Below are 18364 nucleotides of genomic sequence, written 5' to 3' on the forward strand. Positions count from 1 at the left end.
CGCACATTAGCGTGCCGAGGCCGGCGGCGGGACCGTGGAGGTGGCGTAATGCGCAGGTAGCTCGCGTTGAACACGGACAGTGACGGTTGCGGGAGGCGCTTGACCACCCGTCCTACTGTGCGCTGCGTGACCGACCTACCACAGCAGACGTTCGATGACGCGGCCGCCGTGCTCCGTTCGGCGCTGACCGGCGATGGAGACGCGGTGGTGGGAGCGTTCGACGCGGTCGTCGACCGGGCCGGCCTGGACGGCGCGTACGGCGTCGCCTGGTGCCTGGCCGCGACCATGCTCGGTGACGCGCCGGCGGCCAGCGGGGCGGCGCTCGACTTTCCGGGAATCGATCAGGCCGGGTACGACACCCGCTGGGTGGCCCGCTTCGTCAGTGCGTACGCGAATCGGGACGAGCCGACCGGGGAGGCGCTGTTCGGCGCGGCGGCCGCCGACGGGCTGCTCCCCGACTGCCTGCTCACACTCGCCGGCTCGACGATCGCCACCCTGCGCAGCCGCGCCGGGTGACGCGCAGCCGGGTCGCGGCGTCCGTCGGGGGGCGGACGCCGCGACCGTGCGGGCCGGTCAGAACGCGTGATACGCGATCAGCGGTTCGTACTCGTACCGCAGGTTCTCGAAGCGGACCCGGAAGTTGACGCCGTCCCGGACGTTGGTCGCCACCGTGATCCAGCCCGAGTTGGCCGGCAGGTAGGTCCAGTAGTTGCAGGCGCTCGTCTTGTCGACGAAGATCACGCACGCCTCGGTGGCGTACACGCTCGCGTTACGCACGTTGATGTCGCGACAGCGCGTCGTGGTGCGGTACTGGCCGGCCGAGCCGCCGTAGCGGCCGGTCTCGAAGTACGACCGGACCGCCCCGCCGTAACAGGTGGCGAGCGGAGCGAACGCGTTCGGCCCGGAGCTGACCGGCGTGGTCGGTGTTGTCGGCTCCGCCTGCGCGGGCGTGCCGACAGAAAGCAGTGCGACGGCCGTGGCGACGGCGAGCAGACGAGCGGTCGGGGATGGCATCCGTTCGTTCCTCCAAACAGTTGGCTGACCGTCCGTATCGGACTGATCATCTGGCCGTGACGATGATACGTATCGATTGATTGCGGCGCGGCCCCGATGATGTCCGGCCCGTGTGGTAGCTCTGTAGGCATGTCCGAGGCCATGCTCAGCAAGGTGCGCAAGCTGCTGGCCCAGGCCGAGGACCCGGCCTGCACGCCGGCCGAGTCGGCCGCGTTCACCGCCAAGGCGACCGAGCTGATCGCCCGCTACGGCGTCGACCGGGCGCTGCTCGCCGCCCGGGACCCGACCACCGACCCGGTCGGCGATCGAGTGCTGGACGTCGTCGCCCCGTACGCCCGGGACAAGGTCGGCCTGCTCGCCGCGGTGGCGGAGCCGCTGCGCTGCCGATGCGTACGCCGTCGGCAGGGCAACGGCTTCGCCCTGCACCTCTTCGGCTTCGCCAGCGACCTGGAACGGGTGGACCTGCTCTTCACCTCACTGCTCGTGCAGGCGGCGCACGGCCTGGCCGCCACCGAGGTGCCCGCGGACGACCACCCCGCCGCCTTCCGCCGCTCCTGGCTGGCCGGCTTCGCGGAGGTGGTCGGAGGTCGACTCTGGGCGGCGGAGTCGGCGGCGGCCAGCGAGTCGGGCACACCGTCGATGGCGCTGGTGCTGGCCGACCGGTCCGACCGGGTGCAGCGCCGGCTCACCGAGGAGTACCCACGGCTGCGCACCGCACCGCCACGTCGGTTGGGCGGCACCGGCTTCGGTTCAGGGGCGGAGGCCGGTCAACGCGCGAACCTTGGTGGTCGGGACCTCGGCGGCGCCGCTGCCGGTCGGCGGCTCGGCCGGTGACCCGGTAGGTCATCGGTCGGTGACCCGGTGGGTCGTCAGGCCGTCGCGCTGGGGCGGTGGCGCGACACGGTGGCGACGTAGCGGGTGAGCAGCTCGTGCCAACCGGCCGTGAGCGCCTTGCGGTAACCCTCGGCAGCCTCGCCGTGCCGGTCGAAGTGCCGGTGCTCCAGCTCGACCCGGGTGCGATCCGGCCCCTCGGCTTGGAACAGCACCTCGACCTCGCTCGCGCGGGCCGGGTCCGGCACCGGCGCCCGGTCGGGGCCGATCTGCCAGACGAAGACCAGCCGGCGAGGCGGATCCCAGGTGAGCACCCGGCCCCAGTCGGCGCGGAAACCGTACGGGCCGATCTCGTAGAGCATGCCGCCGGCCCGAGGCTCCATGCCCAGCTCGGCCAGCGCGTCCGGGCCGGACCAGGTGTATTCGGTGACCCACCAGTCGGTCAGCTCGTCGGTGAAGACCGTGAACGCGTGCTCGGCGGAGCCCGGGACGAGAAGGCTGCACCGGAGAGAGAACTGGCCGGCGTCCTGCCGGATGTCGGCCGGATCAGTCAATTCCTGTCCCATAGGCCCGGACCATACCGGCTGATGCCTCGGTGTGCAGCTTCACGCGATGCCCGGTTCCAGACAGAGGGTCGTCGAGTCGTCACGGACGGGATGGCCCGCCGGAAAGCGGGTAACCGCGCCCAACGGCCCGGACGACCGGGCTGGTGCGCAGGTGGGGCGGGAGAACATGAGCGACAGCGGGCAGCAGCGGGAGCCGGACCGGAACGTCGACAGCGAGGACCCGGACGTCCTGCTCGACATTCCGAAGGTCTCCGTCGACTCCATCCGACTGGCGGTCGACGGTCTGGAGGCCGACCTGTCGCTGCGGGCCCGGGTGGCCAACCTGCTCCAGGTCGACGCCGGCGTACGCGTGCACCTCAACGGCGGCGAGTTGAACATCGACGGGGTGAACGCCGAGGCGCAGCTGCGGGTGCGGTTGGAGCAGCTGACCAGAATCCTGGGCCGCGCGCTCGACACGCTCGACCACAACCCACACATCATCGAGGCGCTCGCGCGCACGGCCGGCACCGCCGTCGACGACGTGAACCGCAGCGCCCAGCAGTTGGCTGCGGGCGCAGTGGATATCAAGGCGTCGAGTCGACGCTCGGACGACGTACGCGACGAGCCGGGCCAGCAGGTCGGCGCGGCCAGCCCGGTGGCCGACCGCGACCGACTGGGTTCCGGCCGGCCGGGTCCGGGTCGGCCATCGGGTTCTGGCCGGCCGGGTCCCGATCAGCTCGGCCCCGGTCGTCTGGGTTCTGATCGGCCGGAGGCGGGTCGGCCGGAGGCGGGTGGGTCCGGGGCGGGGCCGGGCGGCTCGGGACCGGGTGCCGGCGGCCCAGGGCCGCGAGCCGGCGGCCCAGGGCCGGCCGACCAGACGCATGCGCAGGGCCAGCAGCCGGAGGGCCAGCAGCCGGAGGGTCGGCGTCCTGAGGGGCCGCATGCGCAGGGCCGGCAGCCAGATAGACGGCAGCCGGAGGGCCGTGAGCCGGAGGGCGGCGCGCCAGGTGGCAACGGTCCGGAAGGCCAGCGGTCCGAGGGGTCGCGTCACGCCGGTGGACAGCGGCCCGAAGGCGCGGGTGACGGAGAGCACCCAGCGGCGGCGGGCCGGGACCAGCAGCGCCCCGAGGGATCGGCGGGGCCGGCGGCCGGGAAGACCGGCAACAAGCCCGGCCAGTCGCCTGCGTCCGGTCCGAGCCCGTCCAGGGATGGCGACGGTGGTCTGCCGGGCGCGGCGCAAGCCGCAGCGCAGAGCGCAGCCCAGTTCGCCGAGCAGGCGGGGGAGACGCTGCGAGAGGCTGGACGCAGCGTGTGGGAGGCGATCCAGGGCAGCGTGGCCCAGCATCGCCCGCAGGGTCGCCGCGACCACTGACGCCGCGCGGTGCGTCACGTCCGCCGGGCGGTCGCGCCCGGGAGTCACGCAGGCCGGCAGGGTCGATCATGCAAGCCGGCGGGGCTGGTCAGGTAGGCCGACGGAAGGTGCCGGCGATAGCCAAGAAGTAGCCCACCGGTGTGGCGGCCGGCGATGGCCGAGGCGCAGCGCTGCCCGTCGCATCCGCCGGGCATGCGTGGTGAGCGAATCCCGGGGCTGAAGGGTCGATGCCGAAACCACGGCGGGACGAACGATCAGGGGAAGCCCTGCGGGGGCATGGTTATCGCCGGGGTGAAACCGGTGGGTCAACCACATCGGGCCGGACCCCGATGAGGTGTCGGACTGTGACTGCCCAGCGGTGCTGCGTCTGGAGGTTCCCGACGGTGGGCCGCGCCGGCTGCGGCACTCGTGCGCGACGTGGATGTTCGCCCGGGGTATGCCGCCGCTAGTGGTGTCGCGCCGGCTCGGGCATGCCACCCTGGCCGTGACCAGCGAGATCTACGGACACCTGATGCCCGAGTCGGACGAGGCCGCCGCGGCTGCCATGTTCACCTCGGCCTGGAGTCGCTGAAGCGTCCCGGCCCAGTAATCGCCAATGATTCCCATGATCACCTCCGCTCGCCTAAGCCGGACGTGTAATGAGTCAAGTGACATGATCCGGTGGTTGCAATGGTTCAAGGTCGTGACTGGCGAAAGACTGCCTTCGAGCAACGATCGCTTTGCTCGCCGCTGGTTAGCTCGATCTGGCATCCAATTAAGAACGGCGTGCCATGGCCAGGACATTCGACAATGCATGGGGTGCGACGGCAAATCTCCTCGTCGGGCTGGGCCATCCAGGCCAGGGCACTGGTAGCTCAGCGACTTGCAATCACCCGACGAGGAGATCTGCATGCCGTCCTAGAGGTAATAGCGGCAGGTGTCCTCGCCCAGGTCATCCTCGCAGATCTTCACCTGGAAGACCCCGTGGTTCCAGCGAAGCTTCCCGCAGCCAGCGCTGCTTCCATTACCGTCGCCGACCTTGACCGAGTACGTGTGGTAGTTGGTGTAGAACCAGGCATACACGCCATTGCCGTCGGCCTCGTTGTCACAGACCTCAAGGTCGGACTGGCCACCAGAGAGATTGATGAAGCACGCTCGATCACTGCCCTCGTAAGCGCAGCCCGAGTCTGCATGGGCGACCCCAGGAAGGGTCATCATGATGCCGAGCCCGAGGACGGAACCGACCGCCGCCAGTCGCTTGATTCTCACAATTCTCCCCGTTGATGGTTGTGCACGACAACCCTATGAGCTGCCGTCAATGCCGGTAAGACTATATCGATCATCCTGCTGCCTCAACCCCGGTCTTAGGCAGGGCTGGGGCATCGGCTGCGCCGGTGGTGAGCTGCGCCCGGTCGCGGTATGGGACCAGGGCCAGCGGCTAGGTGCCGTGGGCCCGGGCTGCGTCGCCGAGGTTTGGAACACGGGCACCGGGCGCCACCTCGGCACCCTCCGACCGGAGATCGAGTCGCTGGCCGCCACCGACCAAGTGATCATCACCGGCGGCTACGACGGCTACCTACGGCTGTGGGATCCGCAGCGGTTCACCGAAACCCGCGCCTGGCAGGGGCACCAGGACCGAATCAGCTCCCTAGCCCTCGCTCCCGACGGCAGATGGTTCGCCAGCTCCGGCCATGACGCCCTGGTCCGAGTCTGGGATACCGGCACCGGAGCCCCGCTGGCCACCTGCACCGGCCATACCAAATGGGTGAACGCTGTGGCCGTCTCCTCCGCCGCTCGATGGTTCGCCAGTTCGGACGACGAAGGCGTGATCCGGCTGTGGCGAATGCCCTCGGGAGAGGCCTGGCACGTGCTACGGGGCACACCAACATGGTCCGCACCCTCGCGATCGCCCAGGACGACGCGCTGATCGTGTCGGGTAGCTGGGATCACACCGCCCGCGTGTGGGACGTCGCGACAGGCACCACGGTGCATGTGCTCACCGGCCACACCGAACCGATCGAGGTGGTCGCGATTTCGCCAGACGGGTCCTTGGTCGCGACCGGCGGCTGGGACCACACCGTACGAGTCTGGGATCTGCGCACCGGCCGTTGCGTAGCGGGTGTCACGGTCAACGAACGGGTGACCGGGTGCGCCTGGGTCCTCGAGAGGTGCGCACTCGCCGCGACAACGCCCTCCGCTACCTACTTGTGGTCGTACCTGCCCCCGCTGGAGTGATCGCAAGCCCATACCCGGTCAAGGTCGACGGTGAGCATGCGCGGACGCGTCCCCGCGCCCGCAAGATCCTCGCCTAGCAGCCGAGTACCACGACGACGGCCAAACCACCCAAACGAGAGATCGGGGGCCACAGCGCGGGCAGCCGGTTCATGGCGAGGGGATAGGGAGCAGGTACCCCAATTGCTCTCCGTAATCTTCCTGACGCTTAAGTGGCATCGTGCGCCCATGGGCGCAGCGCGGGCGCACGAGCGTGGGAACCCTTATCAATGAAAGAGCCCGCCAACGCAAAGGGCGGCGACCGCGTTTCCGCTGGTCACCGCCCTGCTAGCCCGGCGAAAGGCTATGTGGCCAGGGGCGGGGTCGAACCGCCGACCTTCCGATTTTCAGTCGGACGCTCGTACCAACTGAGCTACCTGGCCGTGTCGCTCGGCTCATGTTACCCGGCAACCGGACGAACCGGCGGCAAGGCGACCTGCTCCGATACGCAGAACGCCGCGCGGGGCGCGGCGTCAGCGCTGCGGTCCTGACGGGACTTGAACCCGCGACCTCCGCCTTGACAGGGCGGCGAGCACTCCAACTGCTCCACAGGACCTAGCTTGTGTTGCTCCGGCTTTCGCCGGTCTTGCCTTGCTCCGGCTTTCGCCGGTCGTGCCCCCAACGGGATTCGAACCCGTGCTACCGCCTTGAAAGGGCGGCGTCCTGGGCCGCTAGACGATGAGGGCGGCCCCGCCATCATTGCACATTCGCAACTTCAAGCGGACTTGCTCCCATCCGGCCCCGCCGGAGGCTTGGAAAGCATACGTGATGCTCCGTCGGTCGACAAAATCGGTGTCGGCAAGGGCTTGGGACGGGCTATAACCGCAGGTCAGAGCGGTTCTAGCGGAGTCGGGTGATGCCGAAGCGCTTCTTCAGGTCGGCGATCAACTTCGGGCACGCGGCGAGTGTCGCGGCCCGATTACCGCCGCCGTCGTGCAGAAGAACGATCGCACCGGGCCGGGTGGCGGCGTGGACACGCTTGCCGATCGTGGCCGCTGTCGGCTTGTCCCAGTCCTGCGGGTCGACCGACCAGTGCAGCGGACGCATGCCGAGGTCCTTGGCCACCCCGAGCACCTCCGACGTCCACCGGCCGCCCGGCTGCCGGTAGAACGACACCTTCGCCCCGGGAACGGCCTTCTTGATGGCCTTGTTGGTGCGGTCCAGGTCGGCCCGGATCTCGCCGACAGGTCGACGGGCAAGATCGAGGTCGTGACGCCAGCTGTGGTTGCAGAGCTGGTGTCCCTCCCGGACGATCCGCCGGACCAACTCCGGGTGACGCTGCACCTCGCGACCGACGACGCAGAAGGTCGCGGTCACCTTGGCGGCCTTCAGTTGGTCGAGCACCTTTGGTGTCCAGGCCGGGCTGGGCCCGTCGTCGAAGGTCAGGGCCACCGGGCGTACGCCGGTGTTGCGTCCCAGACCGGAGGGGAGCTTGGCCGGCAGCGGCCGCAGTGGCGGCTTGGCCGGCTTGGTGACGGTGGGGTGCGGTGTGGGGGTGGGCGGCGTGGTCGATTCCACCGGCCGTGGAGCGCCGGCGGGTGCGATGGTGCGCTCCGGCTGGGCACAGCCGGAAAGGACCAGCGCCACGGCGAGGACGGACGCCAGGATGGCGCGGGCTTGCATCTGCTCGCTCCCGGAGGGTCGGGGTAGGCGGACCCGCCCGACGGTAGTTCACGCCGCGATTCGGCGACAGTGCGATCAATCACGCCTCGACTGGTCCAGGGAGTCGCGGACGGCGGCGGAGAGCGAGACCGCCTCGGCCAGGTCGACCGGCCGCACCACACCGGCGGGCAGCGTGTCGGCTCGCCAGCCGGGGCCGGCGGCGAGCACCAGCAGCGGGCGTCGGGGGGCGGCGAGCAGCGCGCTGAGTTGGGTCGGGTCGGCGGTGGCCCGGGTGTGCGACCAGAGCACCACGGCGGCCGGTCCGGTCCGGTTGACCGCCTCGACGAGAGCAGCCACCGGCACCCGGGCGCCGAGCATCCGGTAGCTGACACCGGCCTCCGCGAGAGCTGCCGCCAACGCCTCCAGCGGCAGCGTGTGCTGTTCCTCGTCGGCACAGGAGAGCAGGATCCGGGCCGGCCCGGTGGGGACGTTGGCCCGACTGGCCGCCGCGAGCGCCTCCGAGACGCAGCGGGACATCAGGTGTTCCACCTCGATCAGGCCGGCGGTGGCGGCGTGCCGTTCGCCGATGCCGGCCAGCACCGGGCGCAGCAGGCCCTCCCAGGTGGCGACGACCCCGCTGGCGGCCAGGGTGTGCGCGATCGTCTCGCTGATCGCCGCCGCGTCCAGTCGCATGGCGGCCCGGGCCAATCCGCGGGCCGCCGGGCCGGCACGGCCGACCGGGATGGAGCCGCCGCCGTCACGGCCGGCCGGGAGGATGCGGGCGGGGGCGACGGTGCCGGTGCCGTTGGGCGTCGGGTCCGGTGCCTGGCGGGCCCAGCGGGCCGCCTCGGCGGGGCTCACCCCTTCGGCGGTGAGCCGTCGCATGATCTCGAGACGGGCCAGATCACTTTGTGTGTACCGGCGGTGGTGACCGGGGATGTGTTCGCTGGGCCCGAGCCCGTAGCGCTGGTGCCAGGTGCGGAGGGTCGTCACCGCGACCCCCAACCGACGTGCGACAGCGCCCGCGCTCAGCGCCTCATCGACCACCCGACCGCTCCGCCGTGTCATCCGCCGGCGATCCGGGCGGCGTCATGGCCGGGCCGGTTGCGCCCGACCGGGACTCCGCGGGGCGTAGCAGCCGGTTCACCACCCCGCCCAGCCAGGGCGCGTACGACCGGGGGTCGAGCTCCAACTCGGTCTCCAGCGCGGCGGGGTCGGCCCATCGCAGCTCGGCGACCTCGTCCGGGTCGGGCAGTAGCGGAGCGCCGGGCAGGAACTCGCCTCGCAGTACGTGGTCGTACTCGAACTCGACCCGACCGGTCGCCGGGTCCTCTGCGTAGTAGACGTAGATGCCGACCTCGGTCAGCTCGACCGGGCCCGCGCCCAACTCCTCGCTCAGCCGTCGGTTGGCCGCCTCGGCGAGCGACTCGCCGGGCTGGGGGTGGCCGCAGCAGGAGTTGGCCCAGCGCAGAGGGAACCGGGTCTTGACGCCGGCTCGGCGCTGGAGCAGCACCTGGCCGTCCGGGTCCACCAGCAACACCGAGAAGGCCCGGTGCAGCTGCCCGGGTGGTTGGTGCGCGGCCGCGACGGTCGTCTCGCCGTGGGCCGTGCCGGTCTCGTCGACGAGTTCGACGAGGTGCTTCTCACGACTGCTCATCGGCCTTCCCCGGTGATCCGGCCGGCGGCGAGCTTGCCGGAGATGAGCACCATCGGTACGCCGACGCCGGGTTGGGTCCCGGAGCCGACGAAGACCACGTTCGGCAGGTCGCGGTGCAGGTTGGACGGGCGGAACGGCCCGGTCTGGAAGAGGGTGTGGGCGGCGGCGAACGGGGTGCCGGCGGCCATCCCCTGCTCCTCCCACTCGGCGGGGGTGATCGCCCGGAGCACCTCGACCCCGGCGCCGAAGCCGACGTAGCCGCGCTCCTCCAGGGTGCCGATCAGCTGGTCGGTGTAGCGCTGGGTCAGGTCGCCGCGCCACTCGAACGGCGCCCGGTGCAGGTTGGGCACCGGGGCGAGGACGTAGTAGGTGTGTCGGTCCGGCGGGGCCACCGCGGGGTCGGTCCGGCTCGGGTTGGTCACCAGCAGCGACGGATCGGTCATCAGCTCACCCCGTCGGATGACCTCATCGAAGGTGCCCTTCCACGCGCGTCCGAAATGGATGTTGTGATGGGCGATCTTCGCATAGGCCTGTCGGGAGCCGACGTGCAGAACGACGCAGGACGGTGAGTAGGTGAGCCGACGCTGCGGCGCGGCGGGGAGCAGGTCCCGGTAGGCGACCGGCAGGTCGGGGTTGAGCACCACCACGTCCGCCGGCACCAGGTCGCCGTCGGCGGTGAGTACGCCGGTGGCGCGGCCGTTCACGGTCTCCACCCGGGTCACAGTGGTGTCGTACCGGATCTGCACGCCGTGCTTCTCGGCCGCGCCGGCCATCGCCCTGGAGACCGCGTGGATGCCGCCGCGTGGGAAGTAGACCCCGGCCACCGAGTCGAGGTACGCGATGACCGCGTAGATGGCCAGCGCGTCGTGCGGCGCGAGGCCGGCGTACATCGCCTGGAAGGAGAAGATCCGCTGGGTACGCGGGTCCCGGAAGAACTGGTTGATCTTCGTCTGGAGGCGCCGGAATGCCCCGCCGCTGAGCAGCTTGAGCAGGTTGCCAGTGATCAGGTCGGTCGGCGCGTCCAGGTTGCGCTCGATGAAGTCGGTGCGCTCCAACCGCCACAGCTCTCGCGCGTACTCGACGAACCGCAGGTAGCCGTCGGCCTCCCGGGGCCCGCAGACCCGGGAGATCTCGGCCGCCATCCGGGTGGTGTCGGTGAGCACGTCGAGGGTCGAGCCGTCCGGGTAGTACGCCCGGTAGGCGGGGTCGAGCGGGGTCAGGTCCAGCCAGTCGTGCAGCTCCTCGCCGACCGCGCCGAGCGCCTCGGCGATCAGGTCGGGCATGGTGAGCACTGTCGGGCCGGTGTCGAACTCGTAGCCGTCCACGCCGAGGCGCCCGGCCCGCCCGCCGGGCACCGGCTCGCGCTCCAGCACTGTCACCTGTCGCCCGCTGCCGGCCAGGTGCAGCGCGCAGGCGAGCCCGCCCAGCCCGGCCCCGACGACCACCACCCGGTCCGTCCGTCCTGTCACCGTCCGCACGTGACCACCTCCTTGCTCAAGTCGCTCATCAGGCCCGCCGGTTGGCAGCGGCGGTGGCCAGACCGGTCAACGCGGTCCGCGCCGTCTGGTCCACGGGTGCGGCGTCGAGCGCGGCCAGCGCGTCGCTGACCCGCTCGGCGATCATCTGCTCCACCCGGGTCACCGCGCCGGTCTCGGCGACCAGCCCGGCGAGCGTGTCGACCGATCCGTCGGCGGCCCGCTCCAACGCCGTGAGCTGGGCCGGCGTGGCCAGCTCACGGGCCAGCATGAGCAGCGTGGTCGGCTTGCCGGTGCGGAGGTCGTCCCCGGCCGGCTTGCCGGTGGCCGCCGGGTCGCCATAGACGCCGAGCAGGTCGTCGCGGAGCTGGAACGCTTCGCCGACGGCCAGGCCATAGCGGGTGTACGCGGAGACCAGCGGGTCGTCGGCGGGCACCCCGGCCAGGCAGGCGCCGAAGAGCAGCGGTCGCTGGACGGTGTAGCTGGCGGTCTTGTAGCGGGCCACCCGTAGTGCCCGGTCGACCGACCAGCTCGCCGGGTCGTTCTCGCCGAGCACGTCCAGATACTGCCCGGCGACCGTCTCGACCCGCATCTGGTCGTAGCAGCGGCGCACCTCGAAGAGGCGCGTCGACGGCACCGAGGCGTGGGCCAGCAGCTGGTCGGCCCAGACCATGCAGAGGTCGCCAATGAGCACGGCGACGGCCTCACCGAACCGGCCGGGATCACCTCGGTGGCCGGCGGCGACGTGCTGTTCGGCGAGCGCGACGTGCGCGGTGGGCCGGCCGCGGCGGGTGGTGGACGCGTCCATCACGTCGTCGTGCACCAGCGCGAAGGTGTGCAGCAGCTCCAGCGCGGCCAGCGCGGGCAGCACGGGTGGCAGCGCCGCGGTGCCTCCGACGGCCCCGCGCCACCCCCAGTAGGCGAACGTGGACCGGATCCGCTTGCCGCCGGTCAGGACGGCTTCCCGTGCGGTGGCGGCGAAGCTGCCCATCGACGTATCGATGTCGTTGAGGGTGTCGACCTCGGCGGTGAGGAAGGTGTCCAGGGTCTCGTCGACCGCCGTGACCAGATCGTGGGTATAAGCGGCCAGAACGGCGCGGACCGGATCGTCCCCGTCCCCCGGCCCTGTCGGCGCCACGCGGGTCACGTTGCCCGCAACTGCGTCGTTGGCCATGCGGCTGAGCGTACCCTAGGCTACGGGTTGCGTCGATTGGTGCGTCGATAAATGGAGGAGGGTCGGTGGAAACTGATCTCACCGCTGCCTATGACCGGTGCCGTGAGCTGCACAAACGCCACGGCCGCACCTACTATCTCGCCACCCGTCTGCTCCCCGCTTGGAAACGACGACATGTACACGCCCTCTACGGGTTCACGCGGTACGCGGACGAGATCGTCGATAGCACCGAGGACCTGCCGCCGGCCGAGCGGGCCGCTCTGCTGGACCGCTGGGCCAGCCAGTTCGTGGCCGGTCTGCACGGCGCGCCGGTCGACGACCCGCTGTTGCCGGCAGTGCTGCACACCATCGCCGTCTTCGATCTCGACCGGGACGACTTTGCGTCGTTTCTGAAGAGCATGGCGATGGACCTGACCGTCACCGCGTACCCGACCTACGACCACCTGCTCGACTACATGGAGGGCTCGGCGGCGGTCATCGGCACCATGATGCTGCCCATTCTGGGCAGCTCGGACCCGGTGGCGGCCCGGGAGCCGGCCCGGCAACTCGGCTTCGCCTTCCAGCTCACGAACTTCATCCGGGACGTCGCCGAGGACCTCGACCGGGGCCGCACCTACCTGCCGGACGAGGACATGGCGAAGTTCGGGGTCACCCGCGAGGAGTTGGCCGAGGCCCGCGCCCGGGGCCGCGTCACCCCCCGGATCCGCGAGCTGATCGAGTACGAGGTGACCCGCGCCCAGGCCCACTACGCCGCTGCCGCACCGGGCATCACCATGCTGGCGCCCGCCTCGCAGGCCTGCATGCGCACCGCGTACGCGCTCTACGGCGGCATCCTCGACGAGGTGGCCGCGCAGGACTACGACGTCTTCGTCCGGCGGGCCCTGGTGCCGCAGCGGAGACGGATGGCGGTGGCCGCGCGGGCCCTGCTCACCTCGACCGGTACGCCGGTCGTCATCCCCGGGCCGACGATCCAGCCGGAGAGCCGGTGACCGCGAGCACGGCGATCGTGCTCCTCACCCGCGACCTGCGGGTGCACGACCACCCGGCGCTGGCCACCACCTGTGCGGCCTTCGACCAGGTGGTGCCGCTGTACGTGCTCGACCCGGCGCTGGCCGACCTCTCCGCCAACCGCACCCGCTTCCTGCACCAGGCCCTCGCCGACCTGCGCCACCAACTCCGTGAGCGTGGTGGCGACCTGGTGGTCCGGCACGGCGACCCGGTGGCCGAGACGATCCGGCTGGCCGACGAGGTCGGTGCCACCGCCGTCGCGCTCTCTGCCGACGTCAGCCACTACGCCGTCCGCCGGGAGCGGCGACTGCGCGCCGAGTGCGAGCGGCATCGGCTGCGCCTGCGACTGTTTCCCGGGTTGACAGTGGTCGAGCCGGGCGCGTTGCGGCCCGGTGGCAGCGGCGATCACTACCGGGTGTTCAGCCCGTACCACCGGGCCTGGGCGGCCAACCGGTGGCGCGAGGAGTTGGCCGCGCCGCGCCGGATCGCGCTGCCCGATCAGGTACGCGTGGACCGGCTGCCGGCGCTGCCGGCCGGAGACTCGCCGGACGCGGCCATCGGCGGCGAACGGATCGCCCAGGCGCGGCTCACCGACTGGCTGCCCGACCTGACCCGGTACGGCGATCAGCACGACGACATGGCCGGCGACGACACCTCCCGGCTCAGCCCGTACCTGCGCTTCGGCTGCGTGTCGCCGCTGGCGGTGGCGAACCGCGCCGGGGACAGGTCCGGCCCGTTCGTCCGGCAGCTCTGCTGGCGGGACTTCTACTACCAGGTCACCGCCGCCTTCCCGGAGATCTCGACAGCGGCGTACCGGCGGGGTGCCACCGAGCAGTGGCGCTACGACGACGACGCGTTGACGGCCTGGACGGAGGGGCGCACCGGGATGCCGATCGTCGACGCCGGAATGCGGCAGATGCTGGCGCAGGGGTGGATGCACAACCGGGCCCGGCTGATCACCGCCGGCTACCTGACCAAGCACCTCGGGCAGGACTGGCGGTCCGGGGTGGCGGTGTTCTTCCGCTGGCTGCTCGACGGGGACGTGGCGAACAACTCCGGCAACTGGCAGTGGGTCGCCGGCACCGGCAACGACACGAAGCCCTACCGGGGGTTCAACCCGGTCCGGCAGGCCGAACGGTACGACCCGGACGGCGACTACGTGCGCCGCTGGGTGCCGGAGTTGGCGACAGTGCAGGGCAGGGCCGTCCACCAACCGTGGCGGCTGCCTGAGGCCCTGCGCCAGACGCTCGACTACCCACCGCCCCTCTCGGTACCGGGCACCGACCCCGTCTGGCTGCGCTGATCAGAGCACCGAGTGCAACGCCTCGACCAGCTCGTCCACCCGGTCGTGCTCGGCGAGGTGCGCCGTGGCGTACGCCAAGGTGTAGCCCCGCTCGGGGTCGGCCCACGCGCTGCTGCCGCCGATGCCGCCCATGCCCCAGCTGCCGTCCGGCTCCCACTGCATGCCCAGGGTCCAGTGGGCGTCGCGGTCCAGCACCAGGTCCGGTCCGTCGTACTGGACCCCTGTCGCCTCCGCCACCAGCTCCGGGCTGAACAGCCGAACCCCGTCCAGGACACCACCGGCCAGCAGGCCGGCGTAGAGCCGGGCCAGGCTGGACGCCGTGGCGTGCAGGTTGACAGCAGGCACCTCCGCGCCCCGCCACAGCGGGCTGTTCAGCACGGCCAGGTCCAGCCCACCGGTCGGGTTGCCCATCGCCCGCGCCCGCATCGAGCCGGGCTCACCGAGCGCCCGGGCCGGCCATCCCGGGTCGCCGTACCGAAGGTCCGCGCAGCGCAACTGGTCCGCCTCGGTCAACCCGAAGCCGAGGTCGAGCTGCCACCGGTCGGCGATCTCCTCGGCCAGGAAACGGCCCACCGACCGTCCGTCGACGCGGCGGACCACCTCGCCCACCAGATGCCCGTACGTCCAGGCGTGTTCCCCGGCGACAGTGCCCGGCGACCACTCGGGGTCGGCGGCGGCCAGGTCGCCGGTGAGCAGCGTCCAGTCGGCGACCGCGGCGGCCGGTCGGGGCACCGGGAAGGCCGGCAGCCCGGCGGTGTGCGACAACACCTGACGCGCTGTGGCGGGTGTGCGGAATTCCGGCCAGTACCGGTCCACTGGCGCGTCGAGATCGACAGTTTCCCTGTCGACGAGCAGCAACAGGCAGAGCGCGGCCACCGGCTTGCCGACCGAGTAGACGTTCACCAGCGTGTCCGGCAGCCACGGCTCGCCGCCCGGCCCGTGGCCGCTGCGGGAGCCGGCGGTGAGGTCTACGACCTGCTGCCCGTCGTACCAGATGGTCAGGGCTGCGCCGGTTTCCCGGCCGGAGGCGAGCAGGTCGTGGAAGCAGTCCCGGACCGGGGCGAAGCGTGCGTGCATCCGGCCACGGTAAGGCGTCCGGGCCGGTGCGCGTGCCGACTTTTCCGCCGACCCCGGTGGTTGGGGTGGTGTCGCTGGGGGATGCTGTTCGGTGTGGCGGAGCCGGAGCTGGTGGATGTGGTCGTGGTCGGGCTCGGGGTTGGCGGCGAGGAGGTGGCTGAGCGACTTGCCGAGGCCGGCCTGAACGTCGTCGGCGTCGAACGGGATCTCGTCGGCGGGGAGTGCCCGTACTGGGGCTGCATCCCGAGCAAGATGATGATCAGAGCCGCCAACGCTCTCGCCGAGGCTCGCCGGGTCGACGGGCTCGCCGGGACGGCGCAGGTCGAACCGGACTGGGCGCCGGTGGCGAAGCGGATCCGCGAGGAAGCCACCGACACCTGGGACGACACGGTCGCGGCGGAGCGGTTCGTCGGCAAGGGTGGCCGACTCGTGCGGGGCAGCGGCCGGCTCGACGGTCCGCGCCGGGTTCGCGTCGGCGACCAGGTGTTCGAGGCCCGACACGGGGTGGTGCTGGGCACTGGTACCCGTCCGTCGGTGCCGCCGATCGACGGCCTGGCCGACACGCCGTACTGGACCAACCACCAGGCGATCGAGGTCGAGGAGCTGCCGGAGTCGCTGCTCGTGCTGGGTGGCGGCGCGATCGGCCTGGAGTTGGCGCAGGTCTTCGTCCGCTTCGGGGTCCGGGTCACAGTGGTCGAGGCGCTCGACCGGGTGCTGGCCATCGAGGAACCCGAGGCGTCCGAGGTCGCCGCGGCGGCGCTGCGCGCCGACGGCGTGGAGATCCACACCGGGGTACGCGCCGAACGGGTCGAGCACGACGGGACCAGGTTCACACTGCGCGGCGGCGGCGCCGAGTTCACCGCCGACCGGCTGTTGGTGGTGACCGGGCGGAAGGCTCACCTCGCCGAGCTGGGCCTGGACACGATCGGTCTGGACGCCAGCCTGCGTTACCTCCCGGTCGACGACCGTCTGCACGTCACCGACCATGTCTGGGCGGTCGGCGACATCACCGGCGAGGGCGCCTTCACGCACATCGCCATGTACCAGGCGGGGATCGTGATCGCCGACATCCTGGCCCGCGCCCGGCAGGCGAAGGCGGGGGCGGACGCCAGCGGCACGTCCAGCGTGGTCGGCGGAGCGATGGGCGCGTCCAGCTCGCTGGCCGCCAGCGGATCGAGCGGATCGGCCGGCACCGTCCCGCGAGCCGACTACCGCGCGCTGCCCCGGGTGACCTTCACCGATCCCGAGATCGGCGCGGTCGGGCTCACCGAGCAGCAGGCCCGCGAACGCGGCATCAACGTGCAGGTGGGTTTCACCAAGCTCGCCAGCTCGACCCGCGGCTGGATTCACCGGGTCGGCGACGACGGTTTCATCAAGCTCGTGGCGGACGCCGACCAGGGCGTGCTGATCGGCGCGACCTCGGCCGGCCCGGCCGGCGGTGAGGTGCTGTCCGCGCTGGTGGTGGCGGTGCACGCGGCGGTGCCCCTGAGTCAGCTCCGGCACATGATCTACGCGTATCCGACCTTTCACCGGGCCATCGAAACCGCCCTACGCGACCTGTCCTGACCCAGCCCCGTCGACGCCCCGCACACCGCGCCTCGCGGTGTCCCCCGCGCGCGGTGGCTGGGCACGATCCACTCGCGTTTCAGGAAGTCGCGGTATCCGGGGCACCGGGACACCGCGATATCAATGAAACCGAGTCGATCAGGCAGCCCGCCAGCAAGCGGCAGGCATTTTGCTGTTCATTTCTTTCACTCAGGTGACGTACGATTGCGACCGTGACCAAGCGGTTGACGGAAGTTGCCAAGAAGGCGGGCGTCAGCGAGGCCACCGTCAGCCGGGTGCTCAACGGCCGCGACGGGGTCTCCGAGGCGACCCGCACCGCCGTGCTGACGGCACTGGACGTGCTCGGTTACGAGCGGCCGACCAAGCTGCGCGGCGAACGCGCCCGGCTGGTCGGGCTGGTGCTGCCCGAGTTGCAGAACCCGATCTTCCCGGCGCTGGCCGAGGTGGTCACCGGCACTCTCGCCCAGCGCGGCTACACCCCGGCGCTCTGTGCCCGGACCATCGGCGGGGTCTCCGAAATGGACTACGTGGAGATGCTCCTCGACCACCAGGTCTCCGGGGTGATCTTCGCCGGCGGCTCGTACGCGCTCGCCGACGCCAAACACGACCACTACCGTCGGCTGACCGACCGTGGGCTTCCGGTCGTGCTGGTCAACGCCGGTGTGGACGAGTTGGGTTTTCCCCGGGTCTCCACCGACGACGCGGTGGCGGTGGAGCAGGCGTACGGGCACCTGCGCTCGCTCGGGCACGAACGGATAGGCATGGTGCTCGGCCCGGAGGGGCATGTGCCGTCGCGGCGCAAGCTTGACGCGATGGTCCAAGCCGCCGGCTGGGACGAGGGCGACGCCGAGTGCGTCGAGCGTTCCAGCTTCTCGATGGAGGGTGCGCGGGTCGCCGCGACGAAGCTGGTTGAGCGGGGCGTGACCGGCATCATCTGCGCCAGCGACGTGCTCGCGCTGGGCACGATCCGGGCGGCCCGCCGGCTGGGCCGTTCGGTGCCGGCCGACGTGTCGGTGGTGGGTTTCGACGACTCCGCCTTCATGACGTGCACCGATCCGCCCTTGACCACCGTGCGGCAGCCGATCGAGACGATGGGGCAGGCCGCAGTGGATCTGCTGGTCACCCAGATCGAAGGTGCCGGCGTCCTTCAGGACGAGCTGCTGTTCGAGCCGGAGTTGGTGGTGCGGGGTTCCACCGCACCCGCCCCCGGCCGCTAGACACCACACCGAACGACGCTTCGGCCGTCGACCGCCTCTCGCGGTCGGCGGCCGTTTTCGTCGTTGCTCGTCCCGGTCAGCATCGACCGGGCCGAATGACCGGCCATAAGGGATCAATAGCCGGCAAACCGGGCCGCTTTCAGCTCCTTGCCAACATCTGTCGTCATCACGTCGTGTCCTTTCGGAACAGGGTCGATACCTTGCCGAAATGAGTCGGCCTCGCTACAGTGACTCCACTCACACCTGGCTCCGACGCAGCTACTGGGCGTCAGG

General features: G+C 71.1%; 19 protein-coding genes and 3 tRNA genes. 10 read left to right on the forward strand and 12 right to left on the reverse strand.

From position 1 onward, the window contains the following. Nucleotides 1–126: 126 nt before the first annotated feature. The gene (locus MED15_RS08465) at nucleotides 127–516 is read left to right on the forward strand and encodes a hypothetical protein (protein ID WP_091396011.1); all 390 of its coding nucleotides are present in this window, start codon (nucleotides 127–129) and stop codon (nucleotides 514–516) included. Between the two features lie 57 nt (nucleotides 517–573). Here MED15_RS08465 and MED15_RS08470 read toward each other — a convergent pair whose 3' ends face one another. After that, nucleotides 574–1014: a hypothetical protein gene (locus tag MED15_RS08470; protein WP_112586221.1), complete on the reverse strand. Its 441-nt coding sequence runs from the start codon at nucleotides 1012–1014 to the stop codon at nucleotides 574–576. Between the two features lie 129 nt (nucleotides 1015–1143). On the opposite strand from MED15_RS08470, the gene MED15_RS08475 reads away from it, so the two are divergent. Then, the gene (locus MED15_RS08475; protein ID WP_091396006.1) at nucleotides 1144–1848 is read left to right on the forward strand and encodes a DUF2786 domain-containing protein; all 705 of its coding nucleotides are present in this window, start codon (nucleotides 1144–1146) and stop codon (nucleotides 1846–1848) included. A gap of 35 nt (nucleotides 1849–1883) precedes the next feature. Here MED15_RS08475 and MED15_RS08480 read toward each other — a convergent pair whose 3' ends face one another. Beyond that, nucleotides 1884–2411: an SRPBCC family protein gene (locus MED15_RS08480; protein WP_112602154.1), complete on the reverse strand. Its 528-nt coding sequence runs from the start codon at nucleotides 2409–2411 to the stop codon at nucleotides 1884–1886. A gap of 166 nt (nucleotides 2412–2577) precedes the next feature. Here MED15_RS08480 and MED15_RS08485 point away from each other — a divergent pair, with 166 nt between their 5' ends. Beyond that, complete coding sequence (locus tag MED15_RS08485; RefSeq protein WP_112735273.1) at nucleotides 2578–3762, forward strand: hypothetical protein; 1185 nt, start codon at nucleotides 2578–2580, stop codon at nucleotides 3760–3762. A 358-nt stretch (nucleotides 3763–4120) separates the two neighbouring features. Beyond that, nucleotides 4121–4333 (forward strand): tyrosine-type recombinase/integrase, encoded by a 213-nt coding sequence (locus MED15_RS08490; protein WP_112725805.1) that lies wholly within the window; start codon nucleotides 4121–4123, stop codon nucleotides 4331–4333. 326 nt (nucleotides 4334–4659) lie between these two features. Here the strand turns inward: MED15_RS08490 and MED15_RS33205 are convergent, their stop codons facing one another. Next, nucleotides 4660–5010 (reverse strand): hypothetical protein, encoded by a 351-nt coding sequence (locus tag MED15_RS33205; protein ID WP_167457627.1) that lies wholly within the window; start codon nucleotides 5008–5010, stop codon nucleotides 4660–4662. Between the two features lie 49 nt (nucleotides 5011–5059). On the opposite strand from MED15_RS33205, the gene MED15_RS34790 reads away from it, so the two are divergent. Both MED15_RS34790 and MED15_RS08500 read left to right on the forward strand, forming a co-directional pair. Further along, complete coding sequence (locus tag MED15_RS34790) at nucleotides 5060–5668, forward strand: WD40 repeat domain-containing protein (protein ID WP_167457628.1); 609 nt, start codon at nucleotides 5060–5062, stop codon at nucleotides 5666–5668. Further along, the gene (locus MED15_RS08500; RefSeq protein WP_425271076.1) at nucleotides 5578–5976 is read left to right on the forward strand and encodes a WD40 repeat domain-containing protein; all 399 of its coding nucleotides are present in this window, start codon (nucleotides 5578–5580) and stop codon (nucleotides 5974–5976) included. Before MED15_RS34790 ends, MED15_RS08500 begins: the two co-directional genes overlap by 91 nt. A gap of 345 nt (nucleotides 5977–6321) precedes the next feature. Here the strand turns inward: MED15_RS08500 and MED15_RS08505 are convergent. From MED15_RS08505 to MED15_RS08540, 8 genes are all read right to left on the reverse strand, one after another. Further along, nucleotides 6322–6395 (reverse strand) — tRNA-Phe (locus tag MED15_RS08505). A 99-nt stretch (nucleotides 6396–6494) separates the two neighbouring features. Beyond that, nucleotides 6495–6568: transfer RNA gene (locus tag MED15_RS08510), tRNA-Asp, on the reverse strand. A gap of 57 nt (nucleotides 6569–6625) precedes the next feature. Then, a tRNA-Glu gene (locus MED15_RS08515) sits at nucleotides 6626–6698 on the reverse strand. 154 nt (nucleotides 6699–6852) lie between these two features. After that, complete coding sequence (locus MED15_RS08520) at nucleotides 6853–7635, reverse strand: polysaccharide deacetylase family protein (protein ID WP_112735279.1); 783 nt, start codon at nucleotides 7633–7635, stop codon at nucleotides 6853–6855. A 75-nt stretch (nucleotides 7636–7710) separates the two neighbouring features. Further along, nucleotides 7711–8661: a MerR family transcriptional regulator gene (locus tag MED15_RS08525; protein ID WP_112735344.1), complete on the reverse strand. Its 951-nt coding sequence runs from the start codon at nucleotides 8659–8661 to the stop codon at nucleotides 7711–7713. Next, nucleotides 8651–9271 (reverse strand): isopentenyl-diphosphate Delta-isomerase, encoded by a 621-nt coding sequence (idi, locus tag MED15_RS08530; protein ID WP_112735281.1) that lies wholly within the window; start codon nucleotides 9269–9271, stop codon nucleotides 8651–8653. Before idi ends, MED15_RS08525 begins: the two co-directional genes overlap by 11 nt. Next, nucleotides 9268–10749 carry a phytoene desaturase family protein gene (gene crtI, locus MED15_RS08535; protein ID WP_091395988.1) on the reverse strand — a complete coding sequence of 494 codons (1482 nt, stop codon included), beginning with the start codon at nucleotides 10747–10749 and terminating at the stop codon, nucleotides 9268–9270. Before crtI ends, idi begins: the two co-directional genes overlap by 4 nt. Nucleotides 10750–10777: 28 nt before the next feature. Then, nucleotides 10778–11920 (reverse strand): polyprenyl synthetase family protein, encoded by a 1143-nt coding sequence (locus MED15_RS08540; RefSeq protein WP_112586231.1) that lies wholly within the window; start codon nucleotides 11918–11920, stop codon nucleotides 10778–10780. A gap of 65 nt (nucleotides 11921–11985) precedes the next feature. Between MED15_RS08540 and MED15_RS08545 the strand changes: the two genes are divergently transcribed. Beyond that, complete coding sequence (locus tag MED15_RS08545; protein WP_112602158.1) at nucleotides 11986–12909, forward strand: phytoene/squalene synthase family protein; 924 nt, start codon at nucleotides 11986–11988, stop codon at nucleotides 12907–12909. Next, nucleotides 12906–14231 carry a cryptochrome/photolyase family protein gene (locus MED15_RS08550; protein ID WP_112735283.1) on the forward strand — a complete coding sequence of 442 codons (1326 nt, stop codon included), beginning with the start codon at nucleotides 12906–12908 and terminating at the stop codon, nucleotides 14229–14231. The genes MED15_RS08545 and MED15_RS08550 overlap by 4 nt, the downstream gene beginning before the upstream one ends. Here MED15_RS08550 and MED15_RS08555 read toward each other — a convergent pair whose 3' ends face one another. Next, nucleotides 14232–15308, reverse strand: coding sequence for a serine hydrolase domain-containing protein (locus MED15_RS08555; protein ID WP_112735285.1), 1077 nt, complete (start codon nucleotides 15306–15308; stop codon nucleotides 14232–14234). 81 nt (nucleotides 15309–15389) lie between these two features. Here MED15_RS08555 and MED15_RS08560 point away from each other — a divergent pair, with 81 nt between their 5' ends. Both MED15_RS08560 and MED15_RS08565 read left to right on the forward strand, forming a co-directional pair. Beyond that, entirely contained in the window at nucleotides 15390–16874 is a 1485-nt protein-coding gene (locus MED15_RS08560) for a dihydrolipoyl dehydrogenase family protein (RefSeq protein ID WP_167457629.1), read from the forward strand. Between the two features lie 212 nt (nucleotides 16875–17086). Then, complete coding sequence (locus tag MED15_RS08565; RefSeq protein ID WP_112602161.1) at nucleotides 17087–18091, forward strand: LacI family DNA-binding transcriptional regulator; 1005 nt, start codon at nucleotides 17087–17089, stop codon at nucleotides 18089–18091. Nucleotides 18092–18364 lie beyond the last annotated feature (273 nt).

This window comes from Micromonospora noduli (assembly GCF_003264475.1).
Lineage (GTDB): Bacteria > Actinomycetota > Actinomycetes > Mycobacteriales > Micromonosporaceae > Micromonospora > Micromonospora noduli.